Genomic DNA, 19,434 nt, shown 5'->3' with positions numbered 1-19,434 from the left:
ATCCTCCACATTCTATAATCTACGAAGTTGCTTACAGTACTACTCTTTTACAGCACCGATCGTTAAGCCTTGAATGAAATAACGCTGGAAGAACGGGTATGCGAATATAATCGGTCCAGTCGCGAGCACAACCATCGCCATCCGCGAAGTATCCTGCGGCAGTGATTGCAGCAAGCCTATGCCAACAGATGGGTTACTCGTGTTCTGGAGCAGGAACTGCATACTGTTCTCAATCCGCATCAGCATCGATTGCAGCGGTACCAAGTTCGGCGAGTCGATGTACAGCAACGCATTGAACCAATCATTCCAGTACCCCAGGGTACTGAATAACCCGATCGTCGCAAGCCCTGGCAGGGATAGCGGCAGTACGAGCTTGACGAAGATACCGAATTCGCCGGCTCCGTCCATTTTACCCGATTCAATAATCGCATCCGGTACAGATGTACTAAAGAAAGTACGCATAATCATGATATAGAAGGCGTTGCCCGCTAATGGCAGAACCAAAGCCCACAGGGAATCCTTAAGTCCGAGCAATTGCGTCATAACAATATAAGTCGGCACAAGTCCACCGTTGAAGAGCATTGTGAAAAAGGCGAAAAAGCCGAAGAAATTTCGAAATTTAAAACTTTTCCGTGATATCGCGTAGGCGAATGTAGCGGTCAGAATCAAGCTGACAAGCGTACCTACAACCGTCACAAGGATGGTGACCCCATAAGACATCAGCAATTGATCGCCTGCTTTGAAGAGATAACGGTACGCTTCGAGGCTCCATTTCTCCGGGAAGATGCTATATCCGTTCGTATTCAAAGATTTCTCATCCGTGAACGAAATAATCGTCACAAACAGAAACGGAAACACACAGGCAAGTGTAAAAAGACCTGCGGCCCCATGAGCGAACATATTCAAAAGTGGCGGTAATTTATGAAAGTCTTGTTTTTTCATCGGTTTGACAGCATTCATAGCCAGTTCCTCCTTTCAGTAATGATCCTTTAAAAGAGTGCATTGTCCCTATCGAATTTTCTAACAACATAGTTCGAAGTCATCACGAGAATGAAGCCGATCACGGACTGATACAAGCCAGCCGCTGTACTCATGCCGATTTCTCCCGTAGATTTAAGGCCGCGGTATACGTACGTATCAATTACATTGGTTACGGAATATAACGTCCCGGAATCTCTAGGCACTTGCAGGAACAAACCGAAGTCTGCATAAAAAATCCGTCCAATCGCCAGCAGCGTCAGAATCGTCATTAATGGTTTTAACATCGGGAAAGTAATGTGGCGGATTTGCTGCCATTTGCTCGCACCATCAATCATGGCTGCTTCATAGAGCGATTTATCGATCCCCATGATCGCCGCCAAATACACAACAGAGCTGTAGCCGACTGATTTCCAGAGGTAAACGAGAATAATGATCAGCGGCCAATACGTCTTGTCGTTATACCAACGAATCGGATCCACGCCAAACCAGGGAAGTATATGATTAAGCATTCCTTTATCCACACTTAGGAAACTGAATACAAAATAGCCAACGATGACCCAAGATAAGAAATAGGGCATGAACATACCTGTTTGATAAAGCTTAGCAAGCTTTTTATTCGTAATTTCAGATAATACAATGGCAAGTCCAACGGACAGTACCAGACCGGCAATAATGAACACAATGTTGTATAACAGCGTGTTGCGCGTAATGATATAAGCGTCGTTCGTACTAAAAAGGAATTTGAAGTTCTGTAAGCCAACCCACTTGCTCTCCACAATACTTGCCCAAAAACCATCACGGCTGTAACGGTACTGCTTGAAAGCAATGACCATGCCTGCCATCGGTAAATACGAGAAGAACAGGAACCAAAGCGTAGCTGGTAATGCCATGAGCAGCAGCACTCTGCTTTGTTTAACATCTTTGAAAAAAGTTCCTATTCTGTTCATACAATCACCCCTTCGCTGATAACAAGACAAAGATCAGGTGAATGCAGAACATTCACCTCATCCTTAAACCTGTCTCTATTTTTTGTTAGCTGTTTTCCAAGCGTCAATTTGACTTTGTGCTTCCGTCATAATTTTATCCAATCCAGCAGCTTTGAATTTCTCGTTGGCAAGTGGAATGTATTTATCCGGATCAACGGTACCCGTCATCAATGTTGCCCAGAACTCTTCTTTCACGTTCTGTACAGCGGCGATTTCGTTGATAACTTTAGTTGGATCGAAGTTAAAGCCAAGCAGCGGAGCTGGTACGCCTGTATCGTTAAATTTCTTGAACTCTTCCCATTTGTTCTCAGGATCTTTCACATCTTTGTATGTCAAAAGGACATTACCAAGGGAGAACGTAGGCATATCATAGTTTTTGGATGCCGGTTGGTTTTCCATTTTGTCAGTGCCAACTTTTTTGTAGTGCTCGCCTTCAATACCGGAATCAACCATGTTGCGAAGCACTGGATCTGTGTTAAGCAGGTTCAGGAATTCCATTGCTTTTTCCGGATATTTGGAGTTAGCAGAGATCGCTTGCATGGAACCCATAACGGACCAGTTATAAATTAGGGCAGGGCTTGCTGGTTTGGATACAACAGGGTATCCATAGCTTGCTGACCACAGGTTGTCCGCGAAAGGTTGATTGGTCGCTTTATCTGCGAACCACTTGCCCGTCACTTGTACATCATTCAAGGATGTCAGCGTGGATGCTTCTGTTGGAATGTAGCCGGCTTTGTAATATTTATTCATTGTTTTCAAAGCTTGTTTCATTTCCGGTGTATCGAGAATGTTAACGACTTTCAAATCTTTATTGTCTACGCTAACAGCCATCGGCATTTTCTCAATGATGTAGTCATAAGGCACATACGGCATGTAGTTTTTATCAACAGCCAATCCGTAAGTGTTCGGCTCTTTGGCTTTAATCGCTGCAAGCAGCGGTTCCAAGCTTTCCAAGGATTTCACGTTATCCAGACTAAGGTTATATTTATCAGCAAGCGTTTTGTTGAAACGCCATACGTCTTGTGCTGGCAACTCTTTATTCGCTGGAACACCGTAGTTATGTCCATCTACTTTGGATCCGTTAAGGAAAGCAGGGTCTAATGCTTTAACAATGCCTTGTCCATTCTTTTGCAGCAGCTCGTCAATCGACTTGAATGCGCCTTTACGCGCATTTTGCACATAATCAAATGCCCATGAAGACGTGAACATAATATCCATAGGTGTGCCGGAAGCGGTCATTACTTGCATTTTTTGAGCATAGTCGCCCCAATCCGTCATATTCATTTTCACCGTAACACCGATTTTCTCGGCGGTGTACTTGCTAACTTCAGCCATAACGCGATCCACATCTTTCTGTGGCGTTCCGATTGTATACCAAATTAATTCAACGGGTTTATTCGCTGCCGCAGTCCCTTTCGCATCATTGGCATCTTTGCTGCCACATGCGCTAAGCGTCAAGGAAACAGCTAACGTTAACCCTAGTGTAGTGACCAAGTTTTTTTTCATTTTTCTCATTTTTTGAGTCCTCCCTAGTGAATACTCGTTCGTTTGTCTATGCCCGTAGGGGCTATATTTACAGTACTTCATGAAAGCAATTACAAATAGACGATAAACTAAATGAACCCTGTCTAAACTAAAGAAAAAAACGCTACCAAAGCATTTTCGTAAAAAAAAAAGGACTGCTTCTAAGTTTCCCTAGAGCAATCCACGATAATCCGTTGGCGAGATCCCGACATATTTTTTGAATTGTTTATAAAAGTAACCCAATTCGGAGTAACCTACCTCTTTGGCAATCTGATGAACCTTCGCATGCGTCGTCTTGAGCAGTTCTTTCGCCTTCTCAACTCGGAAACGGTTCATATATTCCGTGAATGTCTCATTAATTTCTTTCTGAAACAATTGTCCCAAGTAAACAGGATGGATGTGGTAGTGAGCCCCCAGCATTTTGAGCGAGAGCTCCTCCGCATAGGACTGTTGCACATATTTCAACACCTGCTGAACGATCGGACTGCGAACGTCCGAAATCAAAAAGCCAATTGTCGTCTCGGCAATCTCCAGGATAGCAGCTTCCAGTTCTTCTAGCGTGACCGCCTCGCGAATCTGATCAAAGGCAAGATGATACACCTCTAGTTCTTCGGTATGGCGGATTGCTTTGATTTCCAACTTGAAATGAATGACCATCTCAAAGGCGATATTCTGAAAATCCCGCGGCGTAATGCCCGGCAAGGCTTGAATTCGCTTGAAGTCGTTATGAATAGCGGCACGCAAGTTTTCTATATCTTTGGCAATAATAAGCTTCGCATAGGCCGGCCAATCAATGACCGAGAAATCCACCTTGGGATTGTCTTGATGCATGGCTAACTCCTGATAATCAATCACTGGCAGTTCAGGATAAATCCAGAAATACTCCTGTGCTTTTTTGGCGGCTTCATAGGTTTGCGCGACGCCATCCGGCAGGTGACCCACAGTCCCTATCGAGATGCGAACCGATTGGTCTTGAAGCGCGGTATGAAGCTGAAGAAGCAAGGATATCAGTTCTTTTTTACCCTCTTCCCTGTCATCCATGGATGCAAGTAGCAGGATATCTCCGTCCATATCGCGAAAAACAGTCACCCATTCATAGGCATCTAGCTGGCCAGCGATAAATTCCATGCCCTTATCTGCATCGACAGGCATTCGCAGGACGACTGCGACCATATATGCACACGCTAAGTTGATGCCTAGAAGTTCTGCACGCTCATAGAACTCCAGCGGCGCAATCTGTTGCGTCAACCAACGATGCAGCGTATTGTCTTTCAGAATTTGTTTGCTGTATGCCTGAACCAACTGTGTCTCGTTCATGGTATTCAACTTTTCTACCGTATTTTGCAGCGACGCCTTGAGTTCTTGGATGTTAATAGGCTTGAGCAAGTAATTTTCGATGCCTAGTTGCATGCCCTCTTTCAGATAGGAAAACTCATCAAATCCACTGAGCACGATCACTTTCAGTTCCGGGTGAACCGATCTTGCGTGCCGAATCAAATCCAACCCATTCATAATCGGCATGGAGATGTCTGTCACCAGAATATCCACCGATGTGTGCTGCAAGGCGTCCAAAGCTTTCTGTCCATTGCTAGCATGTCCCACAATCTCTAATCCAACTTCCGCCCAATCAATAATGTCATACAACCCTTCGATAATGAAAGGTTCATCGTCCGCAAGAAAGAGCCTAAACATCGTCGACCTCCTCTCCACCGTCTACTGGCATCCAGATATCAATAATCGTGCCTTGGCCTGGTTGGCTATGTAATTTCACACCATATTCACTGCCGTACAGCAGTTTAAGCCGTTGATTGATGCTTCGCAACCCGAAAGACTCTCCTTCCAATTCCTCATCTTGCAGAAATAAAGTCAATTCATTGAGCCGCTGGGGCGAAACTCCGTTGCCATTGTCTTCAATCTGCACATGGAGAAACGCCTCTACCTGCTTCACTCGAATGTGAAGCTCGTTATCCGAGCTTTCGCTTCGCAAACCGTGCACAATGTAATTCTCAATGATCGGTTGCAGTGACATTTTCATCACGCGTACAGACCCTAGCCGGCGATCCCAATCGATCGCGTACGTAAATTTATCTTTATATCGAATTTGAAATAGTTCCAGATACAGACGACAGGCTTCCAACTCATGTTTGAGCGTATAGATTTTCTTCTGTTGGACAAAACTTCGGAACAGCGCCGATAAGCTGTAGATCATCTCCCCAACGTCATGTGCGCCTTGCGAAATTGCCCGCATCCGAATCACTTCCAGGGTATTGTAGAGGAAATGCGGATTCACCCTAGCTTGCAGCGCTGTCAGTTCCGTCTGTTTTTGCTTAATGTTCGCCTTATACACCCGATCAATATAGAGATTCAATTCCTCAATCATCTCGTTAAAGCTCCGGGATATTTGTCCGATCTCATCCTCCCGCACATCGGGTATCCGCACACTAAGATCGCCTTGCTTCACCTTGCGCGTGAATCGGATGATTTGATTAGTCCGTTTGGCGACACTCATCACAACTAAGAACGGAATCAAGATGGCGAAAAAGATACAAATCGCACTGATGAGGAAAATCGTACTGCCGATTTTCTTCGAGGAAGCATCCAGCTCTTGCCGGGGGATGATGCTGACCGTGCTGAAATTCCCTTTACTTTGCGTAAGCTTAGTCACATAGTCGCCTTGGCTGGAACCACCATTTTCATACATCGCATTAATTTGATCCATATGTGGATAGATTTGCCCAACGTATTGGTTCGAAGAATCGAAGAGCACACCGCCGTCCGGGGCTAAGACAAGAATCATCCCTTTCAGCTCGTCCTTATCGTTCTGCAGAATCTTCCAAATCCCATCTGTACTAAAATAAACGACCTGCTGGCCGATCGTCTTCAGCGTTAACTTGTCCGTAATCGGCGTTCGAATGGCATAAAGGTCGGGATTCCATTGTCCAATCGCTTCACGCACCCAAATATTTGGCAGTTCTACACTCTTACTTTCGAGAGCCATCACATCCGGGATATAAGAGCGTGCGCGATTCGTGGGAACGAGTTTCATCTGCCCATTGGGCCCAAGCGCATATAAAGTCTGCTGATCCTCGCTATATAACAGCAAATTACTAATATCTTTGTTGTCTTCCACCTGATTTTTAAAATATTGCAGCCCATCATTCCACATGCTTTTGCCGCCTAAATTATACTGCTCTAAACTGTGTTGCACATATTCTTGAAACGGATGCTGCAGCATAAAAGATACACCCGAGGCTAGTGAACTATCCCGATAGAGGCCAAACAGAATAGACTGGGCTGAATCATAATTTCCACCCAAATAATTGTTAACGTTCGTCAGCGCTTTCTTCTGTATATCCAACTCTCGATTAATCGCTGCTTGCGACATCGAGTAGTACATAAAATAAGAAAACGAAATAATCGTTAGAACTGTAATCATAGAAAAGAGGAGCAGCAGCCTCATAAACAAATTATTTTGCAAATAATTCCGATAAATCTTTCGCAGCACCATCCAGTTATCATCTCCTGCTCTTAATCGGGTACATTATAGCACAAAAATATCGCGCAAATGAATTTCGTCCCGCTCAGGTAGAAACCTACAAGATCTGCCTAAATGCATAGAAGCCAGCATACCACCCAAGGGGTTGCTGGCTTCTTCTTTTTAACTTCGTGTACTTATATTACGTAGCCGTGACCCAAGTCACATCTTTTTTAAACAAATAGTCTTCCCATTCCTTAGGTGCAGGGACATCACTGACGATAATATCAACCTCTTTCAAATCAGCCATTTTATAAAATTGTACAAGACCGAATTTCGAGTGATCTGTCACAATGACACTGTGTTTAGCGTGTTCCATTAGCTTTTTCGCTAGTTGACCACGCTCTTCATCAAAGCTTGTAATACCTTTGTCAATCATAATGCCATCGATGGAGATGAATGCTTTATCCGCGTAAAAATTCTCTAACATTTTTTCGGCCAATGAGCCCGTAACACGGGATTGTACAGAGCTCACTTTGCCTCCGATAAAGAAAATGTCGCCCGAGAATAGCTCTTTATTTTTATAATCGATCAATAGATAAAGTGCAGGGACGGAATTCGTCAATACGGTAATGTTTTTTTTGTTCAATAAATAATCAATCATATGAAGTGTCGTCGTGCCATCGTCGATGAAAATAACATCATTGTCTTCGACTAACGTTGCAGCTGCTCTACCGATTCTCCTTTTCTCTTCGGCGTACAGCACTTCGCGCTTTAATTGAGAAGGTTCTTCACGGGAAAGATTAATCTTCACGGCGCCGCCGTAAACTCGCTTCAGCTTATTCTCTTCCTCCAACTCCTCCAAATATCTACGAATTGATTCCGAAGTCACACCTAAGCTATCTACTAATTCATTTGTTTTTACTTTGCCTTCTAGGTTCAGTTGGTTGAGGATATAATCCTTTCGCTCTTCACCAATCAGTGACATGATGTGCATCCCCCCATTTCATTACATTTGTTTTTAAGTTTATTAGAGTTGTTTTTATGTTGTTCTCCAAAACAACTGATTTTCAACACCTTGAAGTAGACGATGGATGTCTTCCAAATGAACGTCCCCGATATTACCAATTCGGAACGTAGGAGCAGTTGTTATTTTGCCAGGATAAATAACGAATCCCTCTTCTTTCATGCGCACATAAAATTCCTCAAAAGAAAAAACAGGAGAATCCGGGAATAAGAACGCCGTTATAATCGGCGATTGCAACTCTTCTGGCAGCAACGTTTGAAAGCCGAGCTTATGCATACCTTCAACTAGTGTTTGTTGATTACGTGTAAACCGTTCGAACCTGCGCGTGACTCCGCCTTCTTCCTCTAATTCCTGAAGCGCTTGATCAAAGGCCCGCACCGTATGCGTCGGAGATGTATAACGCCATTTGCCGTTGCTTAGCTCCATTGTTTCCCATTGATCGTACAGATCTAGTGATAGCGAACGCGCAAGTCCTTTGCAAGTGTAGAGCGTTTCTTTCTTGGCGATAATAATGCCGAACCCTGGCACGCCTTGGATGCATTTGTTAGCGCTGCTGATTAGAAAATCGATATCAAGCTCAGCTACGTCAATCGGCACGCCGCCGAAACTACTCATCGCATCGACGATGAGCGTTTTTCCATATTGCTTGGAAACTTTAGCAACGTCCGCAATCGGATTGATCATACCTGTCGTTGTTTCTACATGAACTACCGCTAGGTGCGTAACGGAAGTGTCTTCTTTTAGCATATCTTCCAGTTGCTTCACGTTGACAGGTTTTGTTTCCCCCGCGTCGACAACAATCGTATAAATACCAAGTACTTCAGCCATTTGCGCAATTCTTTTTCCATAGGCTCCATTGGTAAGGACGAGCAGTTTGCCACTTGGCGGGATCACAGATCCAATGACGGACTCTACGCAGAAGGTTCCGCTGCCCTGCATTAAGATCGAGGTATAAGCCTCTGGATGGCTTGTTGCCATTTGCACCAGTCTACCACGAATCGATTGGACGAGTTGATTATAGTCTTGATCCCAAGTGCACCAATCGCGGAGCATCGCAGCCTTCACTTTTTTACTCGTTGAAAGCGGGCCAGGTGTTAAGAGCAAATATGGATTATCTGGAAGTTGATTCACGTTGACATTAAGTTTCCTATTCATGGACATTCTCCTCTTTCTATGCGTTGATTAGTTTGATCAAGGACCGCCTAATTCCCTTGGTCTTCATGTAAGTCATGTGCTCTTAAATCGTAATCAATTCAGGTTGGATTTGGTTTGTTCTTGATTCTTATCATACAAGGCATTTGTAATCTCATGGTTAAATACATGTTAATCTTATGTTTTTATGTTGTTTTATTTTGTTTTAGTTGTTTTTGTTGTTTTCAATATAAAAAAGGCCCCTATTGGAAATCCAATAAGGGCCATTCTTTTATTCACCCACCACTATGTTCCGTTCACATTATTGTACAGGTTATTACGTAGCAAGCTCATGTTGAATGACTTTACTATATGCTAAAAAGTCTAACCGCTCCACTTGATACAAATCATAAATCTGATGCCCATGGTTTATCGATTTATATATTGAATGGTTTATAGCATTTGCTAATTTGGCATACGATAGTTTTTCTACCGCCTTCTTCGATCGAATATTTTGTTTTCGGACTTTCAAGAATACCGTTTCGATATTATGTTCAAGGAATAGTTCAGTAAAAAAGGATTCTTTCGCTCGTTGGTTATAACCTTTTCCAAAAAAGGGAGCTCCCATCCATGTGGCTAAGAAGCCTGTTTTATTAACAATATCATATAGCTCAATGGTACCAATGGGATGACCCAGCTCGTTAAGAATTGTTCTGGAAATACATGTCCCCTGTTGTTCTTCAACAATTAACTGTTTGGTTATGAATAAATATTGTTCATAAAATTGGCATTTATAACGAACGTAAGGAAAAACCGCAGGGTCCGTTATTAGGTTATACAGTGAATGACATTCGTGTAAATCACGTTTTTTTAACATTAAATCTACCACCTTGCCCTTATATATCGCTCTATCAAACAACTTAAGTATATAAAAGGAACTAAGGAATTTTATTAATTCTATATGGTCATTTTGTAAAAATAAAAGTAATCGATCGATCATAAATGTTGATTCTAGGTTGCGTGCAATCCTAACCAGCATTCGACTTGACTATCCGAGATATAAATGAAACAATATTTATGAAAAATCGATACTTTTTAACCGGAGTGATTACATGGACATCCTATCAATGCATAACGGGAAACACTGCGTTCCAGAATGGAAATGGCATGTTCCCGTCGGTTGTCATCCAGGCTTTACCTTGTGGAGTATTTGGGGCGGAGAAGGTCAAATCAGGCTAGGCAAGAACTGCTACAAATTAAGCATAGGCGATGTTTTTTTTATCAATTATCAGAACGAGGTCGACGCTTATCAAAGTGAGCATACCAGTCTCGATGTACGTTACATTGATTTCACATTGCAAAACCCGGATATCTTGTGTGACTTGCCTGAGCATCGTCATTTTGATCAATATCATTTTGTACTTGAGCTTTTCAATCGCTTTCGTTTAGCAGAAGAGAGAAACAACATAATGCAAATGGAAGTATGGCTGCAAGCACTTATTACGGAATATCAACATATAACGCCAACAGCAACCGGAGCATATACAATAAAAATGAATGAGCTATGCCGTATGTTTCAACAACACCCGGAGCAGCAATATGATATGAGCGAACTTGCCCAGAACTTTTCTCTTACGACAGATCATTTTATTCGCATTTTTAAACAGGAACGTGGTGTTACACCCTACGCGTATCTGCAGAACTGCAGATTGGATACAGCCAAGACTCTGTTACGCATGTCTACGCTAAGTATCACGGACATTGCAAGCAGTTGCGGCTTTTCGGATATCTATAATTTTTCTCGTTTTTTTCAATCAAAAACAGGAATGTCTCCAAGCAGATTTCGTAATTGAAATGCTTTTTCAGTCCATCATTCAAATTGGACGGGCGTGCCATTTTCAGCGCTCAAATAAACCATATCTAGCATTTGTGTAATTTGAAGTCCCTGTTGAGGCGTGCAAGGTACCTCTTCATCATTGACAATGGCATTCAAAAACGCTTGCCGAACATTTGGCATTTTTGAAATACCCTTATCATCTAAAGGAATGTCTTGAACCTCTCCGCCGATTTCCAAAAACAATTTATGGCTCGCAGCATTCCCATCTCCTACTACTCTATGCAAGACCGCACCACCCTTGGAGCCATAGATTCGTGTTGAAATTACCTCGTTCTCTCGGTTACTGGCCCAGGATGCTTCCAATTCAAGCATCACCCCACCCTTCATACGAAACATAGCTACCCCCATGTCTTCAAGCTCGAAATTCTGAATGCCTTTGCGTGCAGCCTCGTCCTTGGAGACCTTGCAAAACTTGTTTCCTAGTACCCAATCCGGCTCAGGATACCCGCAAAGCCACATCGCACGGTCAAGCATATGGACGCCAAGATCAATAAGCGCTCCACCGCCGCATACTTCTTTTCCAGATGAAAGCGGATACCACCATGGCACCCCTCGTCTTCGTTGCCACAGCGTCCGCACATAATAGATATCGCCGAGCTTGCCTTCGTCAATCACGGATTTTAACGTTTGGCATTCGTGTAGAAAACGCTGATTGAAGTTGATCATCAACTTTTTGTTGTGCTTTTGAGCGGCTTCAAGCATTTTTCTCGCCTCTGCTGCATTTCTCGCCATAGGCTTTTCACACAGTACATGCACGCCCGCTTCCATCGCCTGAATGGAAAGCCTCATATGCAAGAAATTAGGAACTGCAAGGCTAATCGCATCCAAATTTTCCTCTTTCAGCATCTTCTCGAAATCCGTATATTTTTTTGAAATGTTATATGTGTCGCCTATCTCTTTCAGTCTTGATTCATCAACGTCACACAACACAATTTCTTTCACGGTGTCGCTGCTAGCGTAGTCTTTAACATGACTTGCCCCCACAGTTAATCCGACTACACCTACTTTAAGTTTTCTGTTATTCACGTTTATCCCCCCTTTATTTTATTTCAGAAGCATAGATCACGATAATTCTTAAATCCTCTGGACCGTTATTAATAAGACCGTGACTGCCGCTTGCACGGCAGACGCTTATGTCGCCGGCCGACATCTCGTATTGGTTACCATCAAGCTCCATGATTCCGTGGCCAGAAATGCAATAATACCACTCTTCCATCGGAGCATCGCTGTTATGTTGGTGATAGCCGAAGGTAGAACCTGGCGGGATGATATCATCATGAATGAATTTGATGTACTGCCTATCGCTTGATGCAACCGTTTGAATAATATCCTTTAACTGAAAAGGACCTGTCCCACCATGGCAATTTTGACGAGTCTCATACGCTTGAGACTTGTTTTCGATAAAATCTGTTTTTTTCATACATTAAAACTCCTTTTCAAATATGAGTTGTGTTAAACATTTTGATACATTAATCATAGGCTTGACAAACTGGATAGTAAATGGAAAAAGGCGATATTTTTTATGAAAAATCGATATATCATAGAATACTCCTGATGATCCGATTGATAACGAGTTTGCCCAAAAATAAAATAAGCGTTCACCCCATGGAATGAACGCAGTTGTTAATTATGGATAACTATCCTGTATATCTTGGCGCTAGCAAGTATCGCCAAAAACATTAAATAGTTTTACTTATAATATGGGACCTTCCATCATCATCACAATTTCTAAATATCAATCGACTAAAATTGTACACACCGTTATTCCAAACATGAAAATCATGGAAACCATCCTTAATCAGAATTTGATAAAAATGATTAAGATGATTCTCCGATTGGTGTCTAAACCCATCTATAGATTTTATATAGCTGCCATTCGCTACTCCGTCTGCATCGCCACATGTGGTATATAGTAAATGAAGATTATGTACGCAAGAAGCAAGACTGTCTCCAAGCGTTGTACCATCACTCGACGTAGGAGCGTTTGAAAAAGTACCCACATAAGCGAACAAATCTATCATCCCTGGTGCGAGCACTGTCTTATCCAACTCGTTATTCCAGGCACTCTCTGTGCCAGTGATACGCGTTGAATCATGCCGATAACCACCGATGATCAGATTCAGCGCTTGCATTCCCCCCATCGAAAGCCCAGCAATCGCTCTGTGGGTGCGGTTATATATGATTCCCTCATGGGAGGTATCTGTTATATCTGCGAAGGTTTTGTAAGTGGATTCTATACATGGAATCAGATCATATCTCAGCTCATAATCAAAGTAATAGAATCCCAGCATATTGGTTCCTTCGGGATTGAAGGAGGTGTCTGTCCAGTCATACGCGCTTCTTCCGTTAGGAAATACGACGATCAACGGATCGATATCACCGTTGGCAATGAGATTGTCAAATAGATTGCAAATGATAAATCGTCCGTCAACTTTACCGTTGCTGCTTAACCACTCATATTGATCTCCGCCTACGCCATGAAGCAAATACATGACATTGTATTTGACAGAGTCATCTGGGTCATAAGCAGCAGGTAAGTAAACGTTGCATTTCTTCATTATGGTATCTCCCGCAACCGTTTCTCTTCCTGCTTCACTCCAATCAATGTTCCGATCTGTTACAAGCTGTCGATTCCTATCAATATAGTTACTTACCTTATAGGAAACCTCTTGAACCGTACCTTGAAGCTCTTCATTCGCTGACTTAAAATATTCGGCAGGCACTGCCGTCACGTTCCTGCTTTTCATGGATCATTATTCTCCCTTCGGATATATTTTTTCCAGTTAGCTCCATTCCGCTCCAAAAGCCCAAAAACAAAGCTGCCGCACATGTCATCCATGTGCGGACAGCCTTCTTTCTATTCTTTGCTGGTGTTATTGCACGTGTTGAGCATCCATAATCCTAATGATGATAACCACCGCTTCTGCGCGAGTACTGAAAGCTTTCGGCTTCAGCAAACCGTCTTCGTAACCGTTGAACACACCCTTAGCGGTCAAAGCCGCAAGCGGCCCTTGTGCCCAGGGGGAGACGTCTCCACTATCCTTATAATCCAAGCCGCTGTTGGCAGATGCCAACTGTGCGGCACGTGCAAGGATTACGGCCATTTGTTCCCGGGTGATGTTGGCATCTGGGCCGAAAGTTCCGTCCTCATAGCCATCCACGATTCCCAGCTCCGCAGTGGTTGCAATGGCTTCCTTCGCCCAGTGACTGGCAGTATCAGCGAAATCAGTTCCGCTTGCAGCGTTCAGATGAAAAGCTTTGACGATTATGGATACGAACTCGGCTCTTGTTATATTTGAATCGGGCTGGAATGTGCCGTCTTGGTAACCGTCAATCACGCCTGCTTTTACAAGTTCTTGGATACCTGCTTCCGCCCAGTGTCCTTTAATATCAGTCAAGGCCGGAGGTTTGACCGATGCTGACTTTGCTGCCGCCAATACGGCAAACTTGGTGAAGTGCGTCACGCTGCCGGAAACGGTGCCTTTTACCAAGTCAATCTTAATATCGTCCAATTTTATCCATTTGCCGGTTTCTTCATTGTACCAGTACAGGGCCACCTCATGCTCATCATCCAACAAGCTGGTGTTGAACGGTAGGGTAATACTGACTGGTTTCTGGAACGATCCAGCTACGTCCTTGATAATCTCGTACACATCTCCAGCCAGCTTCAAATCCGGATCCGGCTTCAGTTGTGAGGTGTCACTCAACTTTTTAATGCTTACATATATGTCACTTCCTATTGCTCCTGCCGGCAAGTTAACGGTCGCTCCATTATTCTCTATCTTGCCGTCTGTGTCTTTTTGTACCTTAACTGACCCTTCCAGTATTGGAGGCGAGATAGAGGAAGAGGAAGTCTGCGAGGTCGACGGGTCGGAAGGCTGCACTTGCTCAAGCTTCATAACGCCGAATCTCGAAGTATTCTGATAGGATTGCCCTGTTGGATCGCTCCAAGCAAATACGCTGTCACGGCTTCCTCCGTCTTGATCATTATTAACCTGAAAGTCAAATCCGATCACGGTTCCAGCTTGTGGAGTAATCGTATCCAGCGCTATAGCCGTTTCTACAACGTAACCTCCATTAATAATTTTGGTAGCCGATGTATAGTTATTCTGGGTTGCATGTCCGCCGACGGTCTTTATATTCTTGAAATTAATCCGGTATTGACCATCGTCACCTTGGTAACTGTCCGTTTTTCCGTTGTTCTGATCAACGAAAATCTCCATCGAATCCTGCTCCCATGCGTTGGCATTGGCATCGCTCAAATTGCTGTCTAGCACAACCGCATAGACATAGAGGTTATCCTTATCCCACATGGCACGCAATTGAGCTTTGGCGACTGCATTGTTATGCTGCTCTACCAGTACATCAGTTGTATAAACTGGCGCATTCGCCCACTTGCTGTCCATTTCGCCATCGATTGCAGGCGTTCCGTAAGAAGCACTTGCCACTTTTACGGCATCGATATAAGTCAAGATCCCGTAACCAAGCAAGTCGTTGTCCTGCGTGTTCCGTGGATCACTCCAAGATACGATAACGCCATTGCTCCCATGCTCCGTACCGTCATTAATCCCCTTATCGGTGGCTCTTACGTCAAACTTCACTCCCTTGCCTAATGTGCCTGCCATCGGGATTGATGCTTGCAACACATAACCGTCGGTTCCTTCTGTAATTCGAGCATCATTTCGTGCGAATGTATATTTCTTAATGCCGTTGTCATCCACGAAGAGTTCTATTAGATCCGTCGCGGTTTTGGTCATGTCTTTGACCGCTACGCGGGCATACACATGTTGTTCATCCCACAAGGTTTTCACTTCGGCCTGAAGGGTACCTAATTGTTGCGTTTTCAATGCCGGAACCGTGTTCCAAACCGGATCCGAAGCATTAGCCGGTGTACCTTTCGCTGTATTTGCTGTCTGCGCGGTTATTGGCAGATGGGAGGGTGTCAACGTCTTTACGGCTTCAATCATTCCCCAATAAGCATATTTGGCTTGATACTGCACATCGAATGGGAAAGGAGCATCTTTACGGGTTGTACCTTGGTTATCAAGCCAGGTATGGTCATCTGCAATCCCCCATATCGTAACATTGCTGATCCATCCGTCAGGATTATAGGCCTGCGTGTTCGAGGCAGCCTGTTTGCCCTCATTGTCCAACCGAACAAGCTCTTGGAACAATTGCTTATAACGGTAGCCTTGTTTCACAAGGCTGGTATCCTCATAGCTGGTGGAGCTGTTGTCGGTATAAACCGAAACGTCAAGCTCCGTTATTTGATTGTCGAGTCCGGCTTCTCCAAATTTCCGTATGGAATCAGAAATTTGCTCGATGGAGGGGCCACCTATGCTGATGTGCGTTTGATGACCCACACCGTCAATTGGAACTCCCTCGCCTTTTAGTTTAGTCACCAAATTAAACAAAAAGTCGCGTTTGGCCGGATCCTGCGTACTGTAATCGTTGATATATAGTTTAGCGTTTGGCAATTCTTGACGCGCAACCCTAAAGGCTGTACGGATGAAATCCAAGCCAGTCAGCGTATACCACTCGCTCTTCCGCATGCCATCCGGCTGTCCCGGATCAATAACTTCATTGACCACGTCGACGGCATTAATTGGCACTTCCATGGAACTATAGTGACGCGCCACGGTTTGAATATACGTCGTCAGACGGTCAAGCACCAACTGTTTATTCTCCGGTGTAGCTGCAAGCGGCTGACCTTGCGCATCCTTAAACATCCATTCCGCAGCCTGCGAATGCCAAGCAAGGGTATGCAGCCGGAAATTCATCATGTGATCTTTGGCATATTGTGCGATCTTGTCTGCTTCCGTCCAGTTCCATTGCCCTTCTGTCGGTTCCAGAGAACCCGGTTTTGTAGCATTCTCAGCTACGAGGGAGCTATAGTGATAATCTAGAAGCGTGTGAACATCGGAAGTAAGCTGATCTCCTGTTACGGCAGCACCGACTTTAAAGTTGTCCGCATAAATGTCCTTCAAAGGATCAATATCCGTTTGAATCGGCTTCGGCCCGGATACTTGACCCACATAGGACAAATCGAAATCGTCTATATAGAAGGATCTTGCATCTTCGTACTTGTTGGCTACTTCCACGTATGCATTCAATACGGTCGGAGTGGCAGCAACGGTAAACGCACCGGTCAATTGTACCCATTGATCAGAAGTTACAGTCACGTTTGACGAAACATTCGTATATGTACTATCGCCGCTCTGTACAGAAAGCCGCAATACAGTGGGGGATTGTCCTGGAGCCATTTTTACCCAAGTCGACAAATTGTACTTGTAGCCCTTGGACATCTTGCCAAGGACGTTCAGCAAAGGCCCATCATATTGCTCGGATACCGTGGTCAGCAAGCTCTTGGAGCCGCTTGCGGTGTGATTGTCTGCCGTCGAAATATCGATATTGCCGGAGCCGTTTCTGCGCACCCAATTTCCTTGTCCGTCCTCAAAGGAGGATTGGACCCCAGTTTGGTCAACTGTTCCCGAATCAACTGGTGCAGACGGCGTAACATCCGTTAACTGTACTTCATCGATATAGAGGTCCTCGGTCGTGGTGGAAGCTGAATCCGACTCGACCCAAATTTTGAACGACTTCGTATCCCCTGGAAGCTCGTATCCCTTTAGTTCAAAAGTGGTCCATTCGGTGGAACTAACCGACTTATTCACTACCAGCCATGGATATTTGTTGGTCAGTGAGGCAGCATCGACATTAGAAGCGATATGGAAATTATCGGTTCCTGCTCCGACTTTAAGCTTCAGTGACAAATCATACGTATGGCCAGCTTGTGTGTATGAAGTCAAATCCAGGAACGGGGAGCTATTACTTGCAGCACGGTTCGTCATCGCCAGGGATTTGGAGCCAGCGGAGGCCGTTGCCGACGTCACGGCAATTAAACCGTCTCCCATCCAGGATACCTTAACCCAACCGCCAGTTTGGTCGTCTTCAAAACTTTGGGACAATACGACCGTATTGCCGGCAGCCGATGCCATCACGGGTACTAGAAGTTGGGGGGCGATCATCCCAAACAGCAGCACGATTGCCATCCATACATGAAGTTGTTTTCTCACAAGCATTCTCATCCTCCTCTTTCTGCAATCGCTTACAATTTTATTCCAATTTCATTCTACAACTTAGGCAATTGGCTTCACATACTCAAAATAAAGAATAATCCCCCCTCAATTATGTCAATTTGCCTACCTGATTACACGCCAAAATGCTTGCTTAGGACGGAGATCTCCATCGAATAGAAACGGCCAATTCTTTCTGCCGCGAACAGGAAAGTTGTCCAACCATGTATAGTTATCAGCCGCTCCCCAGAACGTTACCGACGTAATGACTCCTCGATATTCTTTAAATAGCCTGAAGATATCCTCGTACCGCTGCTCCTGAAGCTCCACCATCTGCTCAGTGGGTACCAATAGATCGGTTCGCATGTCCTCAAATTGAAACATGGAGAGATCTAACTCGGTGATGTGAAGCTCCAGATCGAGGGAAGCGTAAATCTCGATCGCTTGCCGAATTTCATCCAAGGAAGGACCATGGATATTCCAATGTCCCTGCATACCGATACCGTGAATAGGAACTCCCTTGTCCTTCAATGAACGGACGAGATGATAAATCTTATCCCGTTTGACAGGCTCTGTCTCGTTGTAGTCATTATAGAATAAAAGTGCATTCGGATCGGCTTCATGTGCTGCCTCGAAAGCATGACGGATATAATCCTCACCCAGGATCTCCAACCACTTGGTATTACGCATGACCAGGTCCGCCTTATCTTCTATCGCTTCATTGACGACATCCCACGCATACACCTTGCCCTTGTAGCGACCGGCTACCGTACGAATATGCTCCTGCATCCGCAAGAGAACCATTTCTTTGCTGGCTGTACCGCCAGAAGGGCCTTCGAATATCCAATCGGAGGTTTGATTGTGCCAGACCATCGTATGCCCCCGAACGGCAATCCCGTTCTGCATGGCGAAATCCATGATTTCATCCGCTGCCTCAAATGTGTACCGCTCTTCCTCTGGATGGATCTCCCCAAACTTCATCTGGTTCTCCGCTGTAATGCTGTTATAATGCTGGGCGATGAAGTTTCCTTCGGATCGGATGATCTTCGTGCTAACAGCAGCCCCGATTCTGAATATGCCCTGATAAGCCTCGTGTAAATTCGGTACCTTGTTGTTCATAAATTGATAAACCTCCTCATCATCCCCTGTTTAAACAGGCCATCTATGTTATATGATATAGAATCTGACTACACTTACCATTCACAGATTAAAGAACTCTCCCCCATTTTCTTAAAATTTTTCAAGATTGTGGGCGATGTTTTCAGTCGCACTCCTAACTAAAAGAGGCTGTCCCACTGGCGCATCACATTTAGATGTAAAAACTACAGCTAATGTGC

Annotated in this window: 14 protein-coding genes; 1 reads left to right on the top strand and 13 read right to left on the bottom strand. The window is 44.3% G+C overall.

Annotation, left to right across the window (positions count from 1 at the left end; translation table 11 throughout):
- Window positions 1-39: 39 nt before the first annotated feature.
- The 8 genes from HQN88_RS32585 to HQN88_RS32550 form a co-directional block, all read right to left on the bottom strand.
- Window positions 40-960 carry a carbohydrate ABC transporter permease gene (locus HQN88_RS32585; RefSeq protein WP_173120140.1) on the bottom strand — a complete coding sequence of 307 codons (921 nt, stop codon included), beginning with the start codon at window positions 958-960 and terminating at the stop codon, window positions 40-42.
- A gap of 29 nt (window positions 961-989) precedes the next feature.
- Window positions 990-1,928 (bottom strand): ABC transporter permease, encoded by a 939-nt coding sequence (locus tag HQN88_RS32580; RefSeq protein ID WP_068665052.1) that lies wholly within the window; start codon window positions 1,926-1,928, stop codon window positions 990-992.
- 75 nt (window positions 1,929-2,003) lie between these two features.
- On the bottom strand, window positions 2,004-3,482 hold the full coding sequence (locus HQN88_RS32575; RefSeq protein ID WP_173120139.1) for an ABC transporter substrate-binding protein: 1,479 nt from the start codon (window positions 3,480-3,482) through the stop codon (window positions 2,004-2,006).
- 180 nt (window positions 3,483-3,662) lie between these two features.
- The gene (locus HQN88_RS32570) at window positions 3,663-5,183 is read right to left on the bottom strand and encodes a response regulator transcription factor (protein ID WP_173120137.1); all 1,521 of its coding nucleotides are present in this window, start codon (window positions 5,181-5,183) and stop codon (window positions 3,663-3,665) included.
- Window positions 5,176-6,999 (bottom strand): sensor histidine kinase, encoded by a 1,824-nt coding sequence (locus HQN88_RS32565; RefSeq protein ID WP_173120135.1) that lies wholly within the window; start codon window positions 6,997-6,999, stop codon window positions 5,176-5,178. The genes HQN88_RS32570 and HQN88_RS32565 overlap by 8 nt, the downstream gene beginning before the upstream one ends.
- Before the next feature lie 169 nt (window positions 7,000-7,168).
- Window positions 7,169-7,954, bottom strand: a complete 786-nt coding sequence (locus HQN88_RS32560) for a DeoR/GlpR family DNA-binding transcription regulator (RefSeq protein WP_173120133.1) — start codon at window positions 7,952-7,954, stop codon at window positions 7,169-7,171.
- A gap of 54 nt (window positions 7,955-8,008) precedes the next feature.
- The gene (gene phnW, locus HQN88_RS32555) at window positions 8,009-9,148 is read right to left on the bottom strand and encodes a 2-aminoethylphosphonate--pyruvate transaminase (protein WP_173120131.1); all 1,140 of its coding nucleotides are present in this window, start codon (window positions 9,146-9,148) and stop codon (window positions 8,009-8,011) included.
- Window positions 9,149-9,461: 313 nt separating this feature from the next.
- Window positions 9,462-10,001, bottom strand: a complete 540-nt coding sequence (locus HQN88_RS32550; protein WP_173120129.1) for a GNAT family N-acetyltransferase — start codon at window positions 9,999-10,001, stop codon at window positions 9,462-9,464.
- Window positions 10,002-10,236: 235 nt separating this feature from the next.
- Here HQN88_RS32550 and HQN88_RS32545 point away from each other — a divergent pair, with 235 nt between their 5' ends.
- The gene (locus tag HQN88_RS32545) at window positions 10,237-10,977 is read left to right on the top strand and encodes a helix-turn-helix transcriptional regulator (protein ID WP_173120127.1); all 741 of its coding nucleotides are present in this window, start codon (window positions 10,237-10,239) and stop codon (window positions 10,975-10,977) included.
- A gap of 17 nt (window positions 10,978-10,994) precedes the next feature.
- Here the strand turns inward: HQN88_RS32545 and HQN88_RS32540 are convergent, their stop codons facing one another.
- The 5 genes from HQN88_RS32540 to HQN88_RS32520 form a co-directional block, all read right to left on the bottom strand.
- Window positions 10,995-12,047 (bottom strand): Gfo/Idh/MocA family protein, encoded by a 1,053-nt coding sequence (locus tag HQN88_RS32540; protein ID WP_173120125.1) that lies wholly within the window; start codon window positions 12,045-12,047, stop codon window positions 10,995-10,997.
- Window positions 12,048-12,060: 13 nt separating this feature from the next.
- A complete protein-coding gene (locus HQN88_RS32535; protein WP_173120123.1) occupies window positions 12,061-12,441 on the bottom strand; it encodes a cupin domain-containing protein in 381 nt (126 codons plus the stop codon).
- 259 nt (window positions 12,442-12,700) lie between these two features.
- Entirely contained in the window at window positions 12,701-13,768 is a 1,068-nt protein-coding gene (locus HQN88_RS32530) for an alpha/beta hydrolase (protein WP_173120121.1), read from the bottom strand.
- Between the two features lie 126 nt (window positions 13,769-13,894).
- Window positions 13,895-18,103, bottom strand: a complete 4,209-nt coding sequence (locus HQN88_RS32525) for an endo-1,4-beta-xylanase (protein ID WP_173120119.1) — start codon at window positions 18,101-18,103, stop codon at window positions 13,895-13,897.
- 120 nt (window positions 18,104-18,223) lie between these two features.
- The gene (locus tag HQN88_RS32520) at window positions 18,224-19,216 is read right to left on the bottom strand and encodes an endo-1,4-beta-xylanase (RefSeq protein WP_173120117.1); all 993 of its coding nucleotides are present in this window, start codon (window positions 19,214-19,216) and stop codon (window positions 18,224-18,226) included.
- Window positions 19,217-19,434: the final 218 nt, after the last annotated feature.

It is taken from the genome of Paenibacillus qinlingensis, from assembly GCF_013204845.1.
GTDB lineage: Bacteria > Bacillota > Bacilli > Paenibacillales > NBRC-103111 > Paenibacillus_E > Paenibacillus_E qinlingensis.
This window is presented reverse-complemented; position numbering and strand designations above follow the sequence as displayed.

Coding starts and splice junctions, on each gene's coding strand:
- HQN88_RS32580 (WP_068665052.1), bottom strand. CDS start 1,928: ATGAACAGAATAGGAACTTTTTTCAAAGATGTTAAACAAAGCAGAGTG.
- HQN88_RS32585 (WP_173120140.1), bottom strand. CDS start 960: ATGAATGCTGTCAAACCGATGAAAAAACAAGACTTTCATAAATTACCG.
- HQN88_RS32560 (WP_173120133.1), bottom strand. CDS start 7,954: ATGTCACTGATTGGTGAAGAGCGAAAGGATTATATCCTCAACCAACTG.
- HQN88_RS32535 (WP_173120123.1), bottom strand. CDS start 12,441: ATGAAAAAAACAGATTTTATCGAAAACAAGTCTCAAGCGTATGAGACT.
- phnW (WP_173120131.1), bottom strand. CDS start 9,148: ATGAATAGGAAACTTAATGTCAACGTGAATCAACTTCCAGATAATCCA.
- HQN88_RS32525 (WP_173120119.1), bottom strand. CDS start 18,103: ATGCTTGTGAGAAAACAACTTCATGTATGGATGGCAATCGTGCTGCTG.
- HQN88_RS32565 (WP_173120135.1), bottom strand. CDS start 6,999: ATGGTGCTGCGAAAGATTTATCGGAATTATTTGCAAAATAATTTGTTT.
- HQN88_RS32520 (WP_173120117.1), bottom strand. CDS start 19,216: ATGAACAACAAGGTACCGAATTTACACGAGGCTTATCAGGGCATATTC.
- HQN88_RS32550 (WP_173120129.1), bottom strand. CDS start 10,001: ATGTTAAAAAAACGTGATTTACACGAATGTCATTCACTGTATAACCTA.
- HQN88_RS32570 (WP_173120137.1), bottom strand. CDS start 5,183: ATGTTTAGGCTCTTTCTTGCGGACGATGAACCTTTCATTATCGAAGGG.
- HQN88_RS32545 (WP_173120127.1), top strand. CDS start 10,237: ATGGACATCCTATCAATGCATAACGGGAAACACTGCGTTCCAGAATGG.
- HQN88_RS32575 (WP_173120139.1), bottom strand. CDS start 3,482: ATGAGAAAAATGAAAAAAAACTTGGTCACTACACTAGGGTTAACGTTA.
- HQN88_RS32530 (WP_173120121.1), bottom strand. CDS start 13,768: ATGAAAAGCAGGAACGTGACGGCAGTGCCTGCCGAATATTTTAAGTCA.